Source organism: Marinomonas profundi (genome assembly GCF_020694005.1).
Taxonomy (GTDB): Bacteria; Pseudomonadota; Gammaproteobacteria; order Pseudomonadales; family Marinomonadaceae; genus Marinomonas; species Marinomonas profundi.
The window spans coordinates 2,917,438-2,938,442 of record NZ_CP073013.1; the positions used below are offsets into that span (position 1 = coordinate 2,917,438).

18 protein-coding genes are annotated in these 21,005 nt (G+C 46.8%); 7 read left to right on the forward strand and 11 right to left on the reverse strand.

Going from position 1 to position 21,005, the window contains the following annotated elements; genetic code table 11:
• Positions 1-25 precede the first annotated feature (25 nt).
• Together J8N69_RS13590 and J8N69_RS13595 are read right to left on the reverse strand one after the other, a co-directional pair.
• Entirely contained in the window at positions 26-1,792 is a 1,767-nt protein-coding gene (locus J8N69_RS13590; protein WP_168823212.1) for a sodium:solute symporter family protein, read from the reverse strand.
• A gap of 5 nt (positions 1,793-1,797) precedes the next feature.
• On the reverse strand, positions 1,798-2,058 hold the full coding sequence (locus tag J8N69_RS13595) for a DUF4212 domain-containing protein (RefSeq protein WP_168823214.1): 261 nt from the start codon (positions 2,056-2,058) through the stop codon (positions 1,798-1,800).
• Positions 2,059-2,213: 155 nt separating this feature from the next.
• Here J8N69_RS13595 and J8N69_RS13600 point away from each other — a divergent pair, with 155 nt between their 5' ends.
• A complete protein-coding gene (locus J8N69_RS13600) occupies positions 2,214-2,429 on the forward strand; it encodes a DUF6500 family protein (protein ID WP_168823216.1) in 216 nt (71 codons plus the stop codon).
• Between the two features lie 80 nt (positions 2,430-2,509).
• Positions 2,510-2,965, forward strand: coding sequence for an MOSC domain-containing protein (locus J8N69_RS13605; RefSeq protein WP_168823218.1), 456 nt, complete (start codon positions 2,510-2,512; stop codon positions 2,963-2,965).
• 293 nt (positions 2,966-3,258) lie between these two features.
• Here J8N69_RS13605 and J8N69_RS13610 read toward each other — a convergent pair whose 3' ends face one another.
• From J8N69_RS13610 to J8N69_RS13635, 6 genes are all read right to left on the reverse strand, one after another.
• Positions 3,259-4,962, reverse strand: coding sequence for an aminotransferase class V-fold PLP-dependent enzyme (locus J8N69_RS13610; protein WP_168823220.1), 1,704 nt, complete (start codon positions 4,960-4,962; stop codon positions 3,259-3,261).
• A gap of 47 nt (positions 4,963-5,009) precedes the next feature.
• Entirely contained in the window at positions 5,010-5,480 is a 471-nt protein-coding gene (locus tag J8N69_RS13615) for an Lrp/AsnC family transcriptional regulator (protein ID WP_168823222.1), read from the reverse strand.
• Positions 5,481-5,678: 198 nt separating this feature from the next.
• On the reverse strand, positions 5,679-8,837 hold the full coding sequence (locus J8N69_RS13620; RefSeq protein WP_168823223.1) for an efflux RND transporter permease subunit: 3,159 nt from the start codon (positions 8,835-8,837) through the stop codon (positions 5,679-5,681).
• Positions 8,834-10,024: an efflux RND transporter periplasmic adaptor subunit gene (locus J8N69_RS13625; RefSeq protein WP_168823225.1), complete on the reverse strand. Its 1,191-nt coding sequence runs from the start codon at positions 10,022-10,024 to the stop codon at positions 8,834-8,836. The genes J8N69_RS13620 and J8N69_RS13625 overlap by 4 nt, the downstream gene beginning before the upstream one ends.
• Positions 10,024-11,403, reverse strand: coding sequence for a TolC family protein (locus tag J8N69_RS13630; protein WP_168823227.1), 1,380 nt, complete (start codon positions 11,401-11,403; stop codon positions 10,024-10,026). Before J8N69_RS13630 ends, J8N69_RS13625 begins: the two co-directional genes overlap by 1 nt.
• Positions 11,404-11,687: 284 nt before the next feature.
• A complete protein-coding gene (locus J8N69_RS13635) occupies positions 11,688-13,112 on the reverse strand; it encodes an aminotransferase-like domain-containing protein (RefSeq protein WP_168823229.1) in 1,425 nt (474 codons plus the stop codon).
• A 252-nt stretch (positions 13,113-13,364) separates the two neighbouring features.
• Between J8N69_RS13635 and J8N69_RS13640 the strand changes: the two genes are divergently transcribed.
• From J8N69_RS13640 to J8N69_RS13655, 4 genes are all read left to right on the forward strand, one after another.
• On the forward strand, positions 13,365-13,556 hold the full coding sequence (locus J8N69_RS13640) for a DUF1127 domain-containing protein (RefSeq protein WP_168823231.1): 192 nt from the start codon (positions 13,365-13,367) through the stop codon (positions 13,554-13,556).
• 11 nt (positions 13,557-13,567) lie between these two features.
• Positions 13,568-14,188 carry a LysE family translocator gene (locus J8N69_RS13645; protein ID WP_211084878.1) on the forward strand — a complete coding sequence of 207 codons (621 nt, stop codon included), beginning with the start codon at positions 13,568-13,570 and terminating at the stop codon, positions 14,186-14,188.
• Between the two features lie 47 nt (positions 14,189-14,235).
• Positions 14,236-14,550, forward strand: a complete 315-nt coding sequence (locus J8N69_RS13650) for a GIY-YIG nuclease family protein (protein ID WP_168823233.1) — start codon at positions 14,236-14,238, stop codon at positions 14,548-14,550.
• An 84-nt stretch (positions 14,551-14,634) separates the two neighbouring features.
• The gene (locus J8N69_RS13655; RefSeq protein ID WP_168823235.1) at positions 14,635-15,015 is read left to right on the forward strand and encodes a VOC family protein; all 381 of its coding nucleotides are present in this window, start codon (positions 14,635-14,637) and stop codon (positions 15,013-15,015) included.
• On the opposite strand, the gene J8N69_RS13660 is transcribed toward J8N69_RS13655, so the two are convergent.
• The 3 genes from J8N69_RS13660 to J8N69_RS13670 form a co-directional block, all read right to left on the reverse strand.
• Entirely contained in the window at positions 14,987-16,954 is a 1,968-nt protein-coding gene (locus tag J8N69_RS13660; RefSeq protein WP_168823237.1) for a RecQ family ATP-dependent DNA helicase, read from the reverse strand. The genes J8N69_RS13655 and J8N69_RS13660 overlap by 29 nt on opposite strands.
• Positions 16,951-17,958 carry a serine/threonine protein kinase gene (locus J8N69_RS13665; protein WP_168823239.1) on the reverse strand — a complete coding sequence of 336 codons (1,008 nt, stop codon included), beginning with the start codon at positions 17,956-17,958 and terminating at the stop codon, positions 16,951-16,953. The genes J8N69_RS13660 and J8N69_RS13665 overlap by 4 nt, the downstream gene beginning before the upstream one ends.
• A gap of 234 nt (positions 17,959-18,192) precedes the next feature.
• A complete protein-coding gene (locus J8N69_RS13670) occupies positions 18,193-18,843 on the reverse strand; it encodes a 2OG-Fe dioxygenase family protein (RefSeq protein ID WP_168823241.1) in 651 nt (216 codons plus the stop codon).
• Positions 18,844-19,268: 425 nt separating this feature from the next.
• On the opposite strand from J8N69_RS13670, the gene J8N69_RS13675 reads away from it, so the two are divergent.
• Positions 19,269-20,825, forward strand: coding sequence for a methyl-accepting chemotaxis protein (locus tag J8N69_RS13675; RefSeq protein ID WP_168823243.1), 1,557 nt, complete (start codon positions 19,269-19,271; stop codon positions 20,823-20,825).
• Positions 20,826-21,005: the final 180 nt, after the last annotated feature.

Sequence of the window (21,005 nt, forward strand, 5' to 3'; positions counted from 1 at the left end):
GATTTGGAGGTGTTTAGGTTAACTATTAATGGTCAACCGCATTGCCAGCACCTTGAGGATAGCGAACGCTTTCCACTAGATCTTGGATTTCTTTTGGTGGTGGAGGAGTCATAGACGACACAGTGAAGGCAACTGCGAAGTTAATCACCGCACCAATCGCACCGAATGACAATGGTGAGATACCGAACCACCAATTATCTGGGGTATTGGCGAACGACGCCGTACCTGGGACAAAGAACCAGCCAAGGAATAGGAAGATATAAACCAAGGTGGAAATCAGACCCGCTAGCATACCGGCGATGGCCCCTGTGCTATTCACACGTTTCGAGAAAATGCCCATCATTAGCGCTGGGAAGATAGACGCCGCTGCGATACCGAAGGCCAAGGCAACAACCTGAGCCGCGAAGCCTGGGGGGTTCATGCCGAGGTATGTGGCCACCACAATGGCGACGAACATGGATATCCTGGCGACTCTGAGTTCTCCTTTGTCACTAATATTGGGGTTTATCGAGCCTTTGATTAAGTCATGACTGATGGCGGACGAAATAGCCAACAGCAGACCCGCTGCGGTTGATAGTGCCGCCGCTAAACCACCGGCTGCAATCAAACCAATAACCCAACCTGGAAGGTTAGCAATTTCAGGGTTGGCCAATACTAGAATGTCACCGTTTACGGTTAACTCGTTACCTTCCCAACCACGGGCTGTTGCTTCTTCTTGGAAAGCCGGTACGTCGTTATAGAATTGCACACGACCGTCACCGTTTTTGTCTTCAAATTGGATAAGACCTGTCGTTTCCCACGTTTGAATCCAGTCAGGGCGCTCAGCGTATTCTACTGGTTGCTCAGTTGGGCCAGATGGGTAAATGGTGGTTAACAAGTTCAAGCGTGCCATAGACGCAACAGCAGGTGCAGTTAAGTACAACAAGGCGATGAAGATCAGTGCCCAGCCTGCAGACCAACGAGCATCGGCTACTTTAGGAACGGTGAAGAAACGAATGATAACGTGCGGTAGACCCGCTGTACCAATCATCAACGACAAGGTGAACAGAACCATGTTGAGTTTGTTGTCCACGTCAGCCGTGTAATCTCTAAAACCAAGTTCACGAACCACTTCGTCCAGTTTTTGCAGTAATGGCATACCTGATTCGGTGTGATTAGAGAAAAGACCAACAGCTGGAATAAACGAGTCTGTTAGCTGTAAAGAGATAAAGATGGCAGGAATGGTATAAGCGATGATCAGTACCACATATTGCGCAACCTGTGTATAGGTGATGCCTTTCATACCGCCTAATACCGCGTAGAAGAATACAACAACGGCCGCGATCAAAAGACCGGTATTGTTATCGACTTCTAAGAAACGAGAAAAGGCCACACCTGCGCCCGTCATTTGACCGATAACATACGTAACAGACGCAATAATCAAACACGCTACAGCCACTAATCGAGCTGTGCTGCTGTAGAAGCGATCACCGATGAAGTCTGGCACGGTAAACTTACCGAATTTACGTAAGTAAGGTGCTAACAACATAGCCAAGAGTACATAACCGCCTGTCCAGCCCATTAAGTAAGTTGAGTTAGCGTAACCACCCGCGGCGATGATGCCCGCCATAGAGATAAATGATGCTGCTGACATCCAATCCGCCGCTGTTGCCATACCGTTTAATACCGGATGAACACCGCCGCCTGCAACATAGAATTCTTTGGTTGATCCAGCACGGGCCCAAAATGCAATACCGAAGTAGAGCGCGAAGGAGCCGCCGACAAATAAGAGATTGATAGTAAATTGATCCATGCGACTTACTCCTGAAGGCCAAATTCTTCATCAAGCTTGTTCATTCTCCAAGCATAGAAGAAAGTCAAAGCGATGAATACGAGGATGGAGCCTTGCTGAGCAAACCAGAAACCTAAGTCGGTTCCTCCGATATGAATGCCTGAGAGCATGGGGCGAAATAGAATAGCACAGCCATAAGAGGCCAATGCCCAAACCACTAGACTGCCTAGTATCAGCCTGAGGTTTGCTTGCCAGTATTTTTCTGCATTAATGTTATGATCTGACATGGTAGATCTCCTTATAATTATTTTTATACGCCCTGCTAATTTAGCAGGGGGATGTTTAATAAGAAGTCAGACTTTAGTCGCATAACGTGGTTTTTTATCGAAAACCCTTTGTGCTTGGATCATGCAGTAAAACCGATGAAATGAGAATAAAAGCCGTGAATGAAAAAATTAAGAAGAAAATTCTTTTGATTTGTGCCGATAAAATAAAACAAAAAGGCGAAGGCGTTCAGGTGTCGTTTTATGCCTTTTTTGCCAATAAAAACGATGACCCAATGACCTTGATGACTGTTGCTCGCTGGTGGATTGAAGAGCATCAACTGAATCACTTCGAAAAAGCCACCAAGATTTACGCCATGGTGAAAGCCCTATAGGAAGATTTTTACTCAGTGCCTATGTCATAATTGGCAGGTAACAGACTGGGTTAGGCGATAAAAGTCTTAGGAGATAATGGGTGATTCAAGCAATTTTCGTATCGAAAAAGTCCAAGCAGTCTCAAATCGAGATTGATGCCGTCAAGGTGGATGCGGGCAAAGGCATAGTCGGCGATAGATACTACGGAAAAAAAGGCAGCGATGGCCCAAATATCACCTTTGTTGAAAGTGAAGAGATCGCTGCCTTTAATGCGAACTTTGGCCAAAATATTGGTCTGTCAGCGACCAGACGCAACATAGTGACCCAAGGTGTGCGACTTAACCAACTGGTTGGGCAAGAATTTTCTATTGGCGATGTGCGTTTTTATGGCGTGGAACTGTGTGAGCCTTGTGGCTCGTTAGGAAAATCTCTCGCCAATGATTCCATCTCATCGCCGCAGGTGGTGAGAGCTTGGCTGCGCCGTGGTGGTTTACGAGCCAATGTCTTGAGTACCGGTATCTTGCGTACCGGCATGCAGTTTAATCTCTTAGGGTGAATTTCCCGTAGCTTGCTGCGTAAATAGCTAAAATCCAGCTTTGTCATTCCCGCGAAGGAGGCTGTCGCTAAACGAATTCCGTCGATCTTGTAGGTCGTGCTTTAGCGCGTCAAGGGTTTTGGTTTGGTGTTGTCGGTTTTTTGACGGCCTAAAGGCCGACCTACAAAACCCAATATAAATCAATCAATTGCAGGCTAAATAACGTTACACGCCTGATTACGGTCGTACCTCCCTCATCAGGCCTACAACACTTATCAGCAAAAGGTAAAATAGCACCTTTCTGGATCGTCTAATTAAACAAGGTCTTCCGCTAAAACAAAGCGTTTAATGTCGTTGAATTCTTTATTAAAAGGCTGTGACTGTGGTGTGTATTTTCCTGCCAAGCAGCTTTGAACTATCTCTTCTGCTTGCGCTAGGTAAGTACTTCTATCTTCTGTCGTGTTTGGGCTGTGTTCTGCTGTTGGTTGTTGCACTTTTGTTTGCGAGAACAATAGCTCATTGAGTGATTTAGGTGTGGTGGATTTGCCTTGGAAACGCCATAAATCAGAGGTTTGGTCATAGGCGTAATAGGGTAAGATGTTGAGACCCTGTTTGGCGACAAAGTCGATGGCGTCTAAAATAAACATGGCTTCTGCATCGTCTAAGAAATAATTCAAGTTGAATCGTACCCAGCCCGGTTTTACCAGTTTTTCGCCTTTTCGCATTGCTTCTTGAATACGTTCCGATTCAGTTTTGTCTATGCCCAAAAGCTGGTGTCCATAAGGGCCAGCACAAGAGCAGCCGCCCCGTACTTGAATGCCAAATAGGTCGTTTAAAAGTGCGGTGATAAAGCCATGATGCAAGTAGCCAAAGTCGGTGTTGATGCGAAACGCGGTAATCGACAAACGAGCGGCCTCAGCATGACCTAGTCGTTCAATATTGGGGTGGTTATGCCAGTGTTTATCGATCAATTGTACAAGCTCATGCTCGCGGGCTTCTATGACGTTTGCGCCAACGGTTTGTTTGAGCTGAAACACCAAACCAGCACGAATGGATTCGATAATGCTCGGCGTACCGCCTTCTTCTCGGCGTTCGCTAATGGGTAAAAAAGTATGCTCTTCTGGTGTCACAAAAGACACAGTGCCACCGCCAATTAGACTGGGTTTTTGGTTACTGATAATGGCTTTTTTGACCACTAAAATCCCTGGCGTCCCAGGGCCACCAATGAACTTATGGGTTGAGAAAAATATCGCCTCTTTGGCAAGGGTTTGGTCAGCGCTTGGGTTCATGTCTAATGCAACATAGGGAGCGGCCGCCGCGAAATCCCAAAACGCGAGGGCATTATAGCGATGCAGCAAAGCCGTAATCGCGTCCTGATCAGATAAAACCCCCGTGACGTTGGAGGCTGCGCTAAAGCTACCGATGAGGCGTTTATGTTGATTTGCCTGTAATTGCGCTTCTAAGGTAATCAAACAAAGGTTGCCGTCTTTTGATTCCGGGATGCTAACCACCGCAATGCCCAGTTCTCGCCACGGTAGTTCATTGGAGTGATGTTCATAAGGGCCAATAAAAACACATACGTTTGCTTTTTCAGATTCACTCAATTGGCGCAAGCCTAGTTGGCTAATTAACGTGTTAACTGCGCTGGTGGCTCCGCTGCCACAAAATATCACCAAATCATCCGTTGATGCGTTAATGGCTTGTCGGATTTGCTGACGAGCTTGTTCTCGAAAAGCTGTGGTTTGTTGGCCGGTGGCGTTGGCTTCCGTATGGGTATTGGCGTAAAGCGGTAAGACATGGTGGCGAATGGCGTCTTCAATAAAGTCGAGGCTACGACCGGACGCCGTGTAGTCGGCGTAGGTTAAGGTTCTGGCGCCAAAGGGCGTGGTGATTTGTGTGTCTTTGCCAATAATGCCATCACGAATGCGGGCAAACAAAGCCTCTTCGTTAGACAGTGCTTTTGCACTTTGCTCTCGCGTTGTTTGATTTAAAGTGCTTTCTGTGGCCGCAATGGACATGGTTCTTTCCTTATCTTGGCATGCCCCATGACTAACCCGTTAACCTTCTAAGCTTTTGGGCTGGGCAAGGGCAACTGGGTTGTCCACTTGATTTGCTCCATAGCGAAGTTGGAAGTGACGTCGGTTAATGCGGTGGCGCTAATTAATCGTTTATAAAACTGGTCGTACGCTGGAATGTCTTTGACCAGCACACGCAATAAGTAGTCGTATTCCCCAGCCATGCGGTAAAACTCCACCACTTCAGGGAATTCCGCGACAACGCGAGCAAACTCATCCGCCCAGTTTGCGTCATGCTGATTGGTTTTGACTTGCACAAAAACCGATACACCAAGACCAAGCTTGTCTGCGTCTAACAGCGCGACACGACGTTTGATAAAACCAGCGCTTTCGAGCTTTTGAATACGTCGCCAGCAGGGCGTTTTTGATAAGCCAACGTGCTGTGCCATAGACTCTGTGGAAATACTATCATCACTTTGAATTAAGGCAAGTAGTTGCAAATCTATCTCGTCTAAGTTCATTTTGTTCTCTTTAATGTTGAATAATTGGAATAATATTCCTTATTGTGGTGTTTTTTATAAGGCGTTGCAACTTGGTTGCTGATTTTGATGTAAAAGGGGAATACCATCTTCAGATAAAGCCGAAAAAAGCTGAAAAATAAAGCGAAAAAAAAGACGTATTATTGATAAATACGCCTTTCAGGAAGTTATTTTATGGGGTTAATGACTATTTTGATTGGGCTCAGTGACTTGCGGTGGCTGTTTTGTTAGCCGTGCGATAAGCACATGAACATCTTCTTTGATCATCAATAATACGGGGATTAGGATTAAGGTGATCACGGTGGCAAACATGATGCCGTAGGCAAGGGACACCGCCGCGGGGATGAGCATTTGTGCTTGTCTTGAGGTTTCCCAAAGAATCGGAATTAAGCCCGCAAAGGTGGTGAAAGACGTCAGCAAAACGGCGCGCAAACGGCTTCGGCAAGCAAGGCTAATGGCTTTTTTCACATGACTGGTTTCATGGCGCAGGTCGTTAAATCGAGACACCAGCAAAAGGCTGTCATTGACCACCACACCGCTCAGGGCGAGGATGCCGTTTAGGGAGAAAATCCCCAAGGCGAGGTTGTTCATCCAGTGTCCCAATAACGCACCGATAATACCGAATGGAATCGCCATCATGATAATCAGCGGCTGAGAATAAGACTTTAACGGTATGGCTAAGAGTCCATAAATGATCAATAGGGCAATGAGGAACATTTCCGACATGGACGACTGGGTTTTCTCTCTTTGCTCCGCTTCTCCTGAAAAGTAAATAGACACGCCAGTGAATTGGCGCAACATCTGTGGCACCACGGCATTTTGTAAGTATTCCACTACCTCGGTGGAGGACATGATGTCCTTGTCTACTTCTGCTGAAAGGTATTGAGAGCGTTTGCCATCGATGCGGATAATACGTGTCTCGGCGTCGATTTGAGACAGCGTCGCGACAGTTGAAAGCGGGATGCGCGTGCCGTCGTCAAGCACTATCTTGGTGTTCATCACCGCGGCAGGCGATTCTTTTTGATCACTTGGATAGCCCAAATGCACTTCGACTTCGGCATTGTCGCGCTGGTATTTTTGCACCACTTGACCGTCAAAGTTACGCGCCACTTGTGTGGCTAATTGGCTGGTGGATAAGCCTAATAGTCGCCCTTGGTCGGTGAGCGTTAAGGTTAGCCGAGATTCGGTTGGTTCATTGTTTTTTTCTATGCCTGTGACCGCAGGAAGGGTATTAAGCTGTGTTAACAAGGCTTCCATCGCGCCGTTTAAAACGCTGCTGTCGTTGCCTCGCAGCTCTACTCTGAGGGCGTCTACGGATTCACGGGCGCTGCGAATTCTGAGATTTTTCACCCCTTCTGGCATACCAGACAATTGCTGCCATTTACTGGCAAATTGCGCCGATGTGTAAGGGCGGCTGTTGTCGAGCTCGATGCGAATGTTGCCGGATTGGTCATCGCTTGCCGTGACTTGAATGTTTTTGATGGCCACTTCGTCCGGCTTATCAGAGCGCAATGCAATGTCGGCTTGGTAAGCTTTTTCTTCTAATTCCAACAAGACTTTATTGGTTTGTCCGTAGCTGACATCGTTATACATGCTGAGTGAACCACGTACGGTATCGCCAGGAATTTGCGGGAAAAAACTCATGCGTATCGCGCCGGTAAAGGGCATGGAAATGACCAGTACGAAAACAGCAACGAAGAGCAAGCAGATGGCGTATCTATGATGAAGTGAGAAGTCTATCGTGGGGCGATAAATCCGCTCGCTGAACCATTGTAAGCCAAAATCGGCCCCTTGCTGAACCATGGCCCAAGCTTTAGAAATGGGGTTGGTGCGAGTCGATTTTTGCGTATTAATATGCGCAAGGTGAGCGGGTAAAATAAGCTTGGATTCAATAACAGACAGTATTAAACAAATGGCTACGACAGTGGCAAATTGAGCGTACAACTGGCCTAAACGCCCTTCAATATTGGATAACGCCCAAAACGCCGCGACCGTGGTGAAGACGCCAAATAAAGTCGGAATGGCCACCGTCATGGTGCCTTTTATGGTGTTGCCTATGGTGTCGCCTTCCTTGGATCGCACCGTATAGACGCTTTCACCGACCACCACGGCGTCATCCACGACGATCCCCAACGCCATGATAAAACCAAAGGTGGTAAACATATTTAACGTTAGGCCAATGTTTTCTGTGCCCATAAAAAACAAGGTGCCAAAGAAGATAAAGGGCAAGCCCATGGCAACCCAGAAGGCGACGGTGACGTTTAGAAATACCGCCAGCAAGATAAACACTAATAATACACCGGTGATGGCGTTTCCTATCATCAAGTCTAGGCGTTGGTTAATGGATTCACTGCGGTCATACCAGGTGCCCAATTGGACGTTTGCTGGCAGCCGTCCGTTGTCTTGCCAGTCTTGGAGAACCGCTCTGGCTCCGATCACGGAATTGGAGATATCGCTGGTGCCCGTGGTGAGAACCTGAATAGCAAGGCTGTTTTGACGATTGAAACGGGACAAGACAAAGTCATCTTCGTTAAAGGTGTCACGTATGTTGGCAATGTCGCCTAGTAACAGTTTCCCGCCGCTGCTGTTGGTCAGTACGGGGATGCGAGCAAATGCGCTTTTTATATAGGCTTGCTCTGATGCGCTGATGGTTAAATAAATATGTTCATCGCGTAGGGTCGCCACTTGCGCAGGCGACGATTCAGCGTTGATGGCCGTGGCGACATCGGACAAGCTGAGCCCGTAAGATTCGAGTTTGTTTTTATCAATGTCGATCATGATGGTGGGGTCTAACCAACCAGAAATAGAGGTCGCGCTGATATTTTCATTGGCTAATAAATCGGATTCCAGTTCGTCCGTTAGTTTCTGCAAGGTGCGTCGGTCAACGTCACCATACAGCTGGATCCAAATCGCATGTTCTTCCCGTGTGGCTTTGGTGACAACGGCAGGATCGGCTTCATCGGGAAAAGACGAAATCTGATCAACCTTGTCTTTCACATCGTCGAGTAATAGGTCGATATCGTAGCCATCAAGCATTTCTATTGTGGTGCTTGTGGCGCTCGGGGTTGACGAAGTGGTGATGTTTTTGATGCCCGACACCCCTTGTAGGGCTTGCTCCAAAGGAATCGCAATGCCTTCTTCGTTTTCTTTGGCTGAGCCTGTGTCGTTACTGACGGAAATAGCGATGCGGTTTGGTGTCAGGCTGGGGAAAGCTTCTTTATTCAAAGACCCCATGTTGAGAAGTCCTAAGCTGATCACCAGAATGAGCAATAAATTGGCCGCTACTGGGTTATTGGCAAACCATGGAATAATGCCTCTCGGTTGATCCATTGGGCTCATGGTTTAGCGCCTTTGCTTGGGGTTGTGGAAGCGTTAAGCGTTTTGGCAAGCGTGCCTTTCACGTAACTATTATAGGGTTGGACGACCACTTGAACGGTTTTCTCGCGCATGGCTTCAGGCACTTGAATATAAACGTATTGAGAGTCGACAAGGCGCGGTGTGGTTTCAAAAGCCGCCAGTCGACTGTTTTCATCCAGGTACCAAATTTCACTCTTTTGGCTTAAAGCGGTATTGGGAAGACGCCATAAATTGTCGAGTGGCTTGCCTTGAATAGAGACATTAACAAAGGCGCCTGGAATCAAAGCGGGTGTTTGCCCTAAGGGGTTGTTTAGGCTGATGGTTAGGCTGCGCATGCGGGTGGTTTCATTTATGTGCTGATGAATGCTTAACACCTTGCCTTGCCAGGTGTCATTGGCGTCAATGCTGGATATTAACACTGGCCAGCTTTTTTCTAACAAGGTGCGGCTATCAGGCAGTTTAAGCCAGTCGCTATTGGATAAATCAAGCTGAATGTCTGCTCTGTCTGTGCTGTATAAGGTGGCTATGTCGCTGCCCGCGCTTAGGTAAGACCCAGGGGAAATGTTACGAGCAACGATCAGAGCATCAAAAGGGGCGATTAGTTTGCTATGCTCTAATTTGCTTTGTGCGTTAGTCAGCGCGGCTTTGGCGGCTTCGACTTCGGTTTTGGCAGCAGCAAGTTGCGGTGCTCTTAGTACCAAGTCTGAATCAGGTTCGTCGGTGAAGCCGGCGGCTTCCCATTCGGCTCTGGCTTGCTCGCCTTGGCGAATTTCTTCTTTGAGGGCAAGCTCGGCGGCGGCTAGGGTGTTTTTGGCGCTGGCGACGGAACTGTTGAGTTCACGGTTTTGTAGTTGGCCTAAAATATGGCCTTTCTTGACCACTTGGCCGGGCTCAAATTGCTCTGAAAGACGGATAACTTCACCGCTGACTTGGCTGGTCATGGTGAGGGAATACCGTGGTTTAACTAAGCCGGATGCGGTAATTGTCGCTGTATAACGGCCTGTGGTTGTGGTCGTTGTGGAAAGTTCAACCGCTTGTTCTGGTGCTTTTGGGCGTGGGGTTTGTATTCTGTTTTTTTGGGCTTCGACAGCGTGCGTGACGTAAAAATAAACGCCTGCAATGGCGATGCCAGCCAGCAGCAAGGTGACCCACTGAGAAAGATATTTCATTAAGGTTTTACTCCAAGCCCGAGTGCGAGCCCTAAATCGACTCTGTTTGATAGGTGTTGGTAAATCAGGTTGTCCAGTTGTGCTTCCAGGTCAAAGGTAGTCTCTTGGACGTTGATTAAATCGTTTAATTCAATGAGTCCTGTACGATATTTTTTCTCATACTGATTGAGGTTTTTTTGTGAGCTCGCCATGGCATCACGAATATGGCGAACTTGTTGTGACAAAACGCGTTCTTGTCCTAAGGTATTTTCCACTTCGTTTACCGCGGTGAGCAGTGTGTCTCGATAATCTTGATAGGCTTGAGCGGTTTGTAATTTAGCGATTTCCGCCGCGGCCTTTAGTTGCCCACCCTTGTAAAGGGGTTGGGTGATTTGTGCGAGCAAAGACCAAATAGGCGAGCCAAACAAAGCCGCTCTTGGCGACTCAGCGGTGTCACTTAACGTCGCGCTTAAGCTGATGCTGGGTAACATGTCTTTGTAGGCGACGGAAGTGTTTAAGTCGGCGGCTTCAATCGCCAGATAGGCGGCTTTTAAATCGGGTCTGCGCTGTAGGTTTTGCTTGGGCAAATCGGCAAAGCTTAGGCTGACCTCGGGGTAATTGGCATTGGCGGTAAAACGCATCGGGTCGGTACGGCCTAAATAAAGCTGCAGGTTGCGTATTTCGATTGCCAAATTCTCTTGGTATTCCGCTAAATCGGCTTTGGATTGTGAGGCAGAGGTACGTGATTCATCCAATTCTTCTAAATTGCCTAGGCCGTTTTTAAAACGTTTTAGGATCAGTTTTTCGTTGGCTTCTAATAGCGCTAAACGCTTTTGTTCGATGGCTATAGCGTGTTGCTTCGCGGTGATAGCCAGCCAAGATTTAATGACATTCGCCACTAAGGTGTCGCGGCTGGCTTGAAAAAGAGCTTCGTCGCTGGCAAGGGTTTTGGCCGAGGCTTGTTCTGCTTGCGCTAGCTTTTGCCATAAATCGGCTTCCCAGCTAATGCCGATATCAGCCTTATAACGGGTGTTACTGCCTTCGGACTTATTAGCAGAGAAACCGGCTTCGACGCTAGGCAGAGAGTCGCCTCTTTGGCTGTTTAGGCGCCATAAACTGGCTTGCAGTGTCAGTTGTGTTTTTTGCAAACTTGGGTTGGCTTGCAGGGCGTGTTGAATTAAATCTTCCAGTTGTGGGTCTTGAATCAAGTCGGTTAGAAAACTGGCAGGCGCGACCTGATCCATTACTTGCCACTGGGAAGCGTTAGATTCGCTGACGGCGTCTAAGTCATCTTGTGCCAAATTGGCGTAGTTTTCGCGTTTCTGGGTCGTGCCACACGCGGCGAGTGTCATGCTTAGGCAGAGTAACCCTATGATGTTCAAGAAAGACCGAGTGATCATTCGTTGTCCTAATTAAAGAAAGCCAGTTAAAGAAAGCCAGTTAAAGAAAGCCAGTTAAAGAAAGCCAGTTAAAGAAAGCCAGTTAAAGAAAGCCAGTTAAAGAAAGCCAGTTTAATAATGTTACGCTCTATCTATGGCATAACGTGATCAAGTTATTGGATTATTGCGTTTTTATATCAAGGCTTTAAGTCTATTTGCGTTTCTTTACAGTTGCTTGGTGTTGTCAGTGGTGGCGTGTTAGCGGATTGACTTCTATTAAGTACGACAAAGTAGGGCGGTTTGGTTCACCCTGCTTTGGCTCGTAACTCAGAGTTTTGTAAAATATTGGCCAATGTTTTGATGGCCCATTCGCGTCTTTCTGCGTTTTGTTCACTAAAATTGAGTCGGAAACCGTTACGGTATTTTCCTGTGGCAGAGAAAAGTGGGCCAGGAGCGAAGTCAACGCCTTCTTCACGGCAGCGTTCTACTAGCTTCATGCTGTCAATGCTGGCGTGGAGTTCGACCCATAAAATAAAGCCGCCATCGGGAAAGCTGACTCGGGTGTCGCTGGGAAGATAGGTTTTAATGGCGAGCAGTAGGTGGTCGCGCTGCTGCTCGTAATGTTGTCGCATTTGGCGCACGTGTTTGGCGTAGCCACCTAGGCGAATGAATTTCGCGATGGCAAGCTGGGGCATAACCGGGCACATGGAGCTGCTGACGTATTTAATGTGAGTAACCTTGTCTCGATAGCGCCCCGGTGCAATCCAGCCAACGCGCATACCAGGCGCGATGGTTTTGGAAAAAGACGAGCAGAGTAGCACGCGTCCGTCTTCGTCAAAGGATTTGATGGTTTTAGGGCGAGGGAACTGATAGGAAATATCGCCATAAATATCGTCTTCTATGATGGCAATATCGTAGCTTTGTGCCAGTCGATAAAGCTGCTCTTTTTTGTCCTCTGGCATGGTGTAGCCCATGGGGTTATTGCAGGTTGGCGTGACAAAAATCGCTTTGATGGGCCATTGATCCAAAGCAAGTTCTAACGCTTCTAAACTGATGCCGGTTTCGGGGTGAGTGGGGATTTCCATGGCTTTAAGATTGGCCGCTTTGATGGCTTGCATAGAGCCATAAAAACTGGGCGATTCAATGGCAATAATATCACCGGGCTCGGTGACCGCTCGTAAGCAAACAGAAAGGGCTTCTTGGCAACCTGAGGTGACGACTAAGTCGTCTGGGTGTAATTGACAGCCGGAGGCAACCGCAAGGCGGCAAAGCTGAGTACGTAACTCTTCTGAGCCACGAATATCGGCATAGCCTAACCCCAACTCGGGTTTTTGCTTAGCAAGATCGGCTAAGGTTTTGAGCAGGGGTTTTAGCGTTGGTGCTTGCATATCTGGCATGGCGTGTTGCAGCTGCACACCGTTGTTACCGCTGCGATTCATCAGCATGTTAAGCACTTCTTCCCATTGTGAGACTTCCAAAGGGCGCTGCGGCGGCCTTGAAATGCTGGGCAAATTGTCCTTTTTTCGCGAACAAACAAAATACCCTGATTTAGGTCGTGCCTCTACCAGCGCGTCTTGTTCAAGTTGTCGATAAGCTTCTTGGACGGTGGAAATGCTCACGCCATGTTCTTGCGCCAATTGACGGACTGAGGGGAGCTTATCGCCGGGCTTGTAAAAGTCGTGTTGGATGTGCTCGCGCAAACGCTTGGCAAGATTTTGGTAAAGTGTCATGGCGTGTCCCTCTTAGTAAACAGTGCCTCTATATGCTGTACATCTATGTGATTTGATTGTAAAACGTTTTCTGTATGGATTTAACCATACAGATCTGGGGTTGTTGCGCCATACAGATAAAACATTCCCGTTCTGTATGCTTAATAAAGTGTTTTTCTGACTCTGTATTGTTTTCTCGGCTTCTTTTAAAGTAGTTATTCATACACATGGCATTGCTGAATTTAGCGCTGCACTTTAATAAGGGAGAAGGTTATGTTGGTCGTCAGTCTAATGGTTTGTCTACAGCACAGCGCTATGCGTTTTAAAACGCGTAAAAAATTGGCGTCTTTGAGCGCTCAACAATTAGCCGATATTGGGATGACAAAAGAACGTCAGAAAATGGAATTGGCACAAGCAAGCGTGAAGGGATTTGTGGTAGATTTGCTGGCTTTTTTTAAAAAATAAGGACGAATGCTATGATCGATGTGTCTTTTTTCTTAGCGTTGGCGATGTTTGCTTTTGTGACTTCGGTGACGCCTGGGCCTAATAATATTATGTTATTGGCGTCTGGGGCGCAGTTTGGTTTTCGTCGAACCCTGCCACATATGTTGGGAATTGTGCTGGGTGTGGCAACCTTGTTGCTGTCTACTTTGCTGGGTTTGGGCGCGCTGTTTACTTTATATCCACCACTCTATAGCGTACTTAAATGGGTTGGGTGTGCTTACTTACTTTGGCTGGCGTGGAAAATTGCCAGTGCACCAGTGGGCGCTTTAGATAGCAAACCGAAAAACGGCAAAAAAAGAGCCTCACCTATGCGTTGGTGGCAGGCGTTGCTTTTTCAATATGTGAACCCAAAAGCATGGATGATGGCGATTGGTTGTGTGAGCACGTTTGCGATTGCGGGTGATCTGTATGTGCAATCGGGGGTTTGGATGATTGTTTTGTTTGCTGCGATGGGGTTTCCGGCGATTGCTGTTTGGGCATGGGCGGGGGTGAGTATTCGCCGTTGGCTAACAGATCAAAGGCGTCAGCGTCTGTTTAATCTTTGTATGGGCATTGCGACGGCTTCGACCTTGTTGTTGATTATTGGTAATTAACTATCCGTTAGGCCAGTAATGGTGAGTAATAAAATAAGAAGATGACTATGACAGAAAACCAACAAGATAAGCGGGTCGAGAAGGATAACGAGTGGAGTCTCTATATGATAAAAACCCGTTTAAATACGCTTTATACAGGCATTAGCACCAATGTCGAGCGGCGTTTCAAAGAACATTCTGGCGGCAGTAAGCGCGCGGCTCGGTATTTAAAAGGTAAGGGGCCATTAGAGTTGGTTTGGCAGCAAACGGTGGGCTCAAAAAGCCAAGCACTGGTGCTCGAAGGGCAAATAAAAAAGCTTAATCGACGCCAAAAATTGAGCCTTATCGAAGGCGGAATCGTACTAAAATCATTACTCGATTAGGTTTTCTAGGCTTGTTTTTGTGGCCAATCATTCGTAGCATGACATTCATTTATTGACAGTCTGAACGATGAGGATAAGGGCGCGATGATACGTCATTTTGGCCATATTGTGTTGACCGTAGCAAACATAGACAGAGCCGTATCCTTCTATCAAACCGTATTGAAGATGGAGCCGGTTTCCTTTGGAGAAAACCAAAAAGCAGTGCGATTTGGTCAACAAAAAATCAATTTTCAACGGCTTGGGCAAGAGTTACGCAATCACGCCATGGAAGGTGCAGGCGATGTCTGTTTGATGACTGACTGGCCGATGGACGAGGTGGTTGCGCACTTGAAAAGCTGCCAGGTTACTATTTTAGAAGGCCCTGTGAGCAAATCTGGCGCACAAGGGCCTATCCAGTCAGTGTATTTTAATGACCCTGATAATAACCTAATCGAAGTCAGTGTTTATGTGCCAGACGTTGAGTGACGGCGTCTGATACGACGACATAGCGTTGTGTTTCATAAACGCCAAAGCCACTCAGTTGGCGAGCTTTTATTTTGGTGAAGATGGGTTGTGTCAATCCGGTCAAGAAGCGCGCAATTAACACGGCGGTAATGGGCGTGGTTGGGCTTTTCGCTTTAATGTGTTGAACAAATTCCTGAACATATTCCGCGAGGTGGTTTTGCCATTCTTGCTCATTGTCTGTGGTTGACGGTTGGAAAACGAGAACATTCCCTCGACAAACGGAGCAATGTCCACAGTGCTCGGGAGCATTTTGATCACCAAAATACCGTGCTAAGTTGTTGTTCAGGCAGCGATCTAACTGAAAGAAGCGAATCATGGTGGCAATGCGCGCAATTTCTGCGCTTTGTTTGTCAGCCACGTATTGATGCAATTGGTTGGCTAATGTCTGATGGTGAAAGTGGTCGGTATGCACTTGGTATACTTCTGTTAGGCCTTTGCTTTCTAATGTAAGAACTTGCTGATCTGCGGCAAATTCCAGCATTTGCAACACGTTGCCGCGTGATAAACCCGCCTCGTTAAAGAGTTTATCAAAATCGGGTGTCCCCCATATTTTCTTGTATTGAATGCCTTTTAATAAAGCCTGATAAGCAGCTTGCCACTCGGCGGGAATTTGGCTGGCAAAGGCGACTCTATCACCTTCCCATTTTAGGCGTACATCGGCGTAATAACTGTATTTTGGGGTGATTGCGCCCAATAATTCGAGCTGAACTAATAGCGTTTTCAAAGGCAAAGAACGAATGTTGGTGAGATTTGACAATCCGTAAAGCTGTGTTTCCCATTCGCCCGTGACTGTTTCCTCTGTAATAGTGCTCAGTAAATTGTCTATGTTCTGAGGCTCTGGCGTGTCGCCATAGACAAAATTTTCTAAGGTGCTTAGTCCTTCTAAACTGGCCAGAAGCACGCATCGGCTTGCTTGGTTGTCTCGGCCTGCGCGGCCAATTTCTTGGCTGTAGTTTTCAATCGATTTGGGCAAATCAAAATGCACGACCAAGCGAATATCCGCTTTATCTATGCCCATACCAAATGCAATGGTGGCCACTATGATGCGGGTTTTACTGGTTATGCTTTTGTCACTCATGAAACTGGCTTGGATTGTGCTGCGAGTCTCACTGTCTAAGCCTGCATGATAGGCTGTCGCTGAGTAACCCTCCGCTTGTAATGCATGAGCAATGTCTTCGGCGGTTTTTTGTAGCGTGACATAAACAATACTGGCGCCTTGGGTTTCGTTTAGGACGCTTTTTAACGCGCTTAGTTTCTCATGGCTTTGTACGGGCATAAGGTCAATATCTAAGTTGTGTCGATAAAAGCCAGTTTGCACTATGTGTTCAGGGTGAATGGCAAACTTTTGCGCCATGTCGCGCTGCACTCGGCGAGTGGCTGTTGCGGTGAGTAGTAAGACTAATGGAATGGCCAATTCTTGTTGGTAAGAGGGCAGTTTCAGGTAATCAGGCCGGAAATTATGACCCCATTCAGAAATACAATGGGCTTCGTCAACCACTAACATAGAAATTGGAATACGTTTGATAAAACGTCGGAAACGTTCGTTTTTAAAACGTTCAACCGAGATCATTAATATCTTGATCGCACCACTTTGTACACCAGACATAACCGCTTGGCTCTCGTCTTTGTTTTGGCTGGAATCCAAACAAGCCGCAGGAATGCCTTTTGACGTTAAAAACGCCAATTGATCGTGCATCAGTGCAATAAGCGGTGATATCACTAAGGTTAAATTGGGTAATTGAGTGGCGGTAAATTGATAACATAGGGATTTGCCGGATCCCGTTGGAAAGACCGCTAGCGAGGAATGTCCTGCTAACAATTGTTCTATGGTTTGTTGTTGTCCTTGGCGAAATTCAGTGAAGCCAAATACGCCATGCAATCCTTGCACTAGTGGAGTCATTTCGACATCCCTCCCCATTCTAATTCACAATTTTTAAGCTCGTTTAAGTGGTTTAGCCAGTAGTCCTCACTGCCAAACCAAGTAAAGGCTTTGACGAACGCCGGATCATGCCAGCGGTTTTGCAGCCAAGCTGCATAGCTAATAATACGCACACATTTGAATACATCAATCAAATCCAGCTCACGTGTGTCAAAAGGCAAATGGCTTTCATAGCCTTCAATCATTTCACTGAGTTGTTGCCTTGGGTTTTCTGTTTGAGTGATGTGTAGCCATAAATCTTGCACGGCGACGCCGTTTTGGCAATCGTCAAAGTCCAATAAATGGAATTGTTCATTGTGCAGCATCAAGTTGCTGCGATGGCAATCCCCATGAATAGGGCGCAGCTTACTGGGCCAATAAGCGTTAATACGGTTTTCGCATAGAGCATGCAAGGTGGCGATTTGTTGTTGATAAACAGGTTTGAGCTTTTCTGGCAGCTGTAATGCGGCAGGCAATGGTGTGTCTTCAAATAAAGTACGTCCGCTCAGAATCTGTTTGGCGGATTCTTGCATTTGCGACAAAGGGGAGACATTGATGCGTTCTTTAAACGGGGTCGTTGTTAGCGTTTTATGCAGCTGGCCGATGAGTTCACCAAGCTGGTACAGCTGATCTAGATTGTCCGCTTCGGGGTGTTGTCCAACCAGTCGAGGAGACAAGCAAAAAAACATCTCGTTATGGCGCAGTAAGCTGTCACCGTTAAACTCTAATGGCGCGACAACCGGCACACCAGCGGCTTTCAGGGTTAATAAGGTTTGGTGTTCTTCCCGAATTTGCGCTTCGCTCCAGCGTCCGGGACGGTAAAACTTTGCGATCACCGGGGCGGCGTCTTCAATACCAATCTGGTAGACGCGATTTTCGTAGCTGTTTAGCGGGTAAATACGTGAATCGCTCCATAAACCAGTCGATTCTACCGCGTCTAAAATGACATCAGGAATAAGAGAAGAAAAAGAGTGCGTGGCTGTCATAGAGAGTCGCTTTTGTGCTGTAAAAAAATGGAAAAATGGCGTGCGATAATAAAGACGCCAACTCAATAAATTAGCGGGTGACAATAACGGGGCAGGGGGATTATAGCAAGTCGAGGTGCGTTAAGTGTGTGCTTTTGAACGGTTGCACAAGGTAAGGTCATCCATGTGCTCAAGCGCAAACGAGATTTTTGTCATCGTTTGCGCTTTTTGCCTAGAGACAAGTCAATAAAGACCTTAATGCAGCAAATTCGCGGTCAGGACAAAAATATCCATATAGCCTTGTTCGCCATCAATCGGTTGGATTGGTTGCGCGCTGTGGAAAAATTTTCGGTCATTGAGTACCACGAATTCGCCTTTATCAAAGTCATGGCTGATTAGCGCGGGGCTGTGTTTGTCTGAATGCACATTGATATGCCCGCCTTGAATATTGTGGCGTTGCATGACGTAAATGCCAATTCGGTCAAAACCGTCTTGATGAACGCCTTCGGGTGCGACTTCGACGCTTTGGTGATCTGCAAAAATGCGTAGTTGGTGGACTTCAATGGGAGTGTTGTCAGCGACCTCCGCCATTTTTTGAAAGTGTTCAAATAACTCAATAAATGCCGGGTCTAGCAAGGTGTGTTCGGTGATGTCTTCATAACGCCGTACGACGTTACCTTGAAAGTGATTGATCTGTTCATCTTGCACAAACGCTTGCGATGGCAGACGCGTGAGGACGCCTTTGTCCATGCAAAAACATGAGTAGCGACGCAAACGGAACTTGCCGTCGGCATAAGGGCTAGAAGGTAAATGGTCGAAGGAAGGGGTCAGGTGGTTAACGCATTCGGAGGTTAACTGCCCTAATTCGAGATAAAAAGGTGCTTGTTGTGACTTGCTGGTTATCATGGTTTACCCTCTGTACTCGTTGGCAGTTCATGCGCAACGGTATTTTTATTGTTGGCTCAGCCTTGTGGGCTGATTTTTCTAGTCTAGTGGGATTTTTTGAGATTTTCTATGCTTTTTATGGGCTTATTTTGTTTTTTTATAGGGAGATTTATTTAAGACGTTGGTTTTTTTGAATAATGATTCTTTTCGTTTGACGGATGGTTATGAGAGATAACAGAAGGGTGACGATGAATCTCGGTGTAAAGGGTTCGACTTTAGTCGTAGTATTTCTATTTTACGTTGACCTTCTTGTCGCAGTCGTTAAACACTAGGGGGAGTGCCTTATTGGTACGCACCGTGTGTTCTATACAATGTGTTCTACAAAATGTGTATTGCAAAAATAGCGTGTGGTTTACAAAAATAAAAATAACGGGAAAGGATGATCAATGTTGTATTTCCAATTAGGCAGTGTGCTCGGGCTTTTGGCGCTTTTTCTTGTGGGTTATTTTCAAGCGGCAATAGCATTACCCTATGTGCTGATTGGTGTCTTGTTGAGCTGTTTATGTGGACTGTTGGCTCGTAAAAAAACAGCTGATGTCACGCCAAGTTTGAGTGTGGAACAAAGCGTGCCAAGTGCTTTTGCTGAGGTCAGTAAAACGGTGACGCATGCTACCTCGAAAATGGCCATGGGGGCCGCGGAAGTGTCGCATTTTGTGGATACCTTAAGTAAAGATATCCATCATACTCGTGACGACAGCGAGCAAATAACACAAGCGGTTGTGACCCTGTCTGATACTGGATTAGCTTTGTCTAATAATTTAGGTCAGTTGGCTCAGACCATGAATTTGACAGCACAATCGAGTCGTACGGCACAAAATGCGCTGTCACAAAGCGTTGAGCAGATCAATGAGCTTACCCAAAAAGTACAGACAGCCGGTGAACAGTTGGCTTTGTTGACTCAAAGTGCGGACGATATAGACAGTATTACCGCGGTGATTAAGGGCGTTTCTGAGCAGACCAATCTGTTGGCGCTAAATGCCGCCATAGAAGCCGCGCGAGCGGGCGAGCAAGGCCGAGGGTTTGCGGTGGTGGCGGATGAAGTGCGTGCTTTGGCCAGCAAAAGCGCTGATGCGTCGGCGCAAATATCCAGTTTATTAACCGATGTGCGTCGTAATAGTGAGTTAACCAACCATGAAATGACGGCGTTAAAAGGCTTAACCGAATCCTTGTCTGGCACCTTGTTGAGTGAGACGGAACGGTTTATTTCGTTAACGCAAGAGGTTCAACACGCCTCTGTTGTTTTGACGGAAGTAGAAAGTGCAGGTGAAGAATTAGGTGCGACAAGCACGCAAATTAATGGCTCTATTTCCCGTATTAGCCATTCTTTGCAAGATATTTCCCAACGTAGTGACCGCCTTTCTAAAGAAGCGGCTACGTTAAGTAACGGCGCTGAAGTGGTGTTTAGAGAATTGGACAAAGTCGATTCATCATTATTCTTTTCCGACTTGCTTAATGTCGGCAAGGCGTCGGCGTTGGCGCTTGGTCATTTGTTTGAAGAGGCAATAAACAAGGGTGAGTTGACTCAGCAGGCGGTCTTTTCGACCGATTATCGGCCGATACCCAACACCAACCCACAAAAATTTAGTACGTCTTACGATGCCTTCAGCGACCGCACTTTTCCTGCCATTCAAGAAGCTGTTTTAGAAAACCATAAAGAGGTGATGTTTGTGGGGGCGGTGGACGTTAATGGTTACTTTCCCACCCATAACAAAAAATTCAGCCAGCCTTTAACTGGGGACTATGAAAAAGATTTGCTAAACAATCGCACTAAACGCATTTTCAATGACGCCACAGGCAGTCGTTGCGGCGCACATACAGACTCGTTTTTATTGCAAACCTACAAGCGTGATACGGGTGAGATTCTGCATGATCTTTCTGTGCCTATTTTTGTCAATGGTAAGCATTGGGGCGGCTTTCGGATGGGGTTTAAATCTGACGTTTAATCTCTTTGGGTTTAATTTCTCGCCGTTTGCGGCGTAAATAACCCCAGCCTTGTCATTTCCGCGAGGAAGGTTGTCACTAAACGACTTTCGTCGATCTTGGTCGCGCCTTTAGGCCGACAATGTAACTATTCCCTCCCCTTATGTCTTCCAAGGGGAGGGCTAGGGTGGGGTTATTGTCTT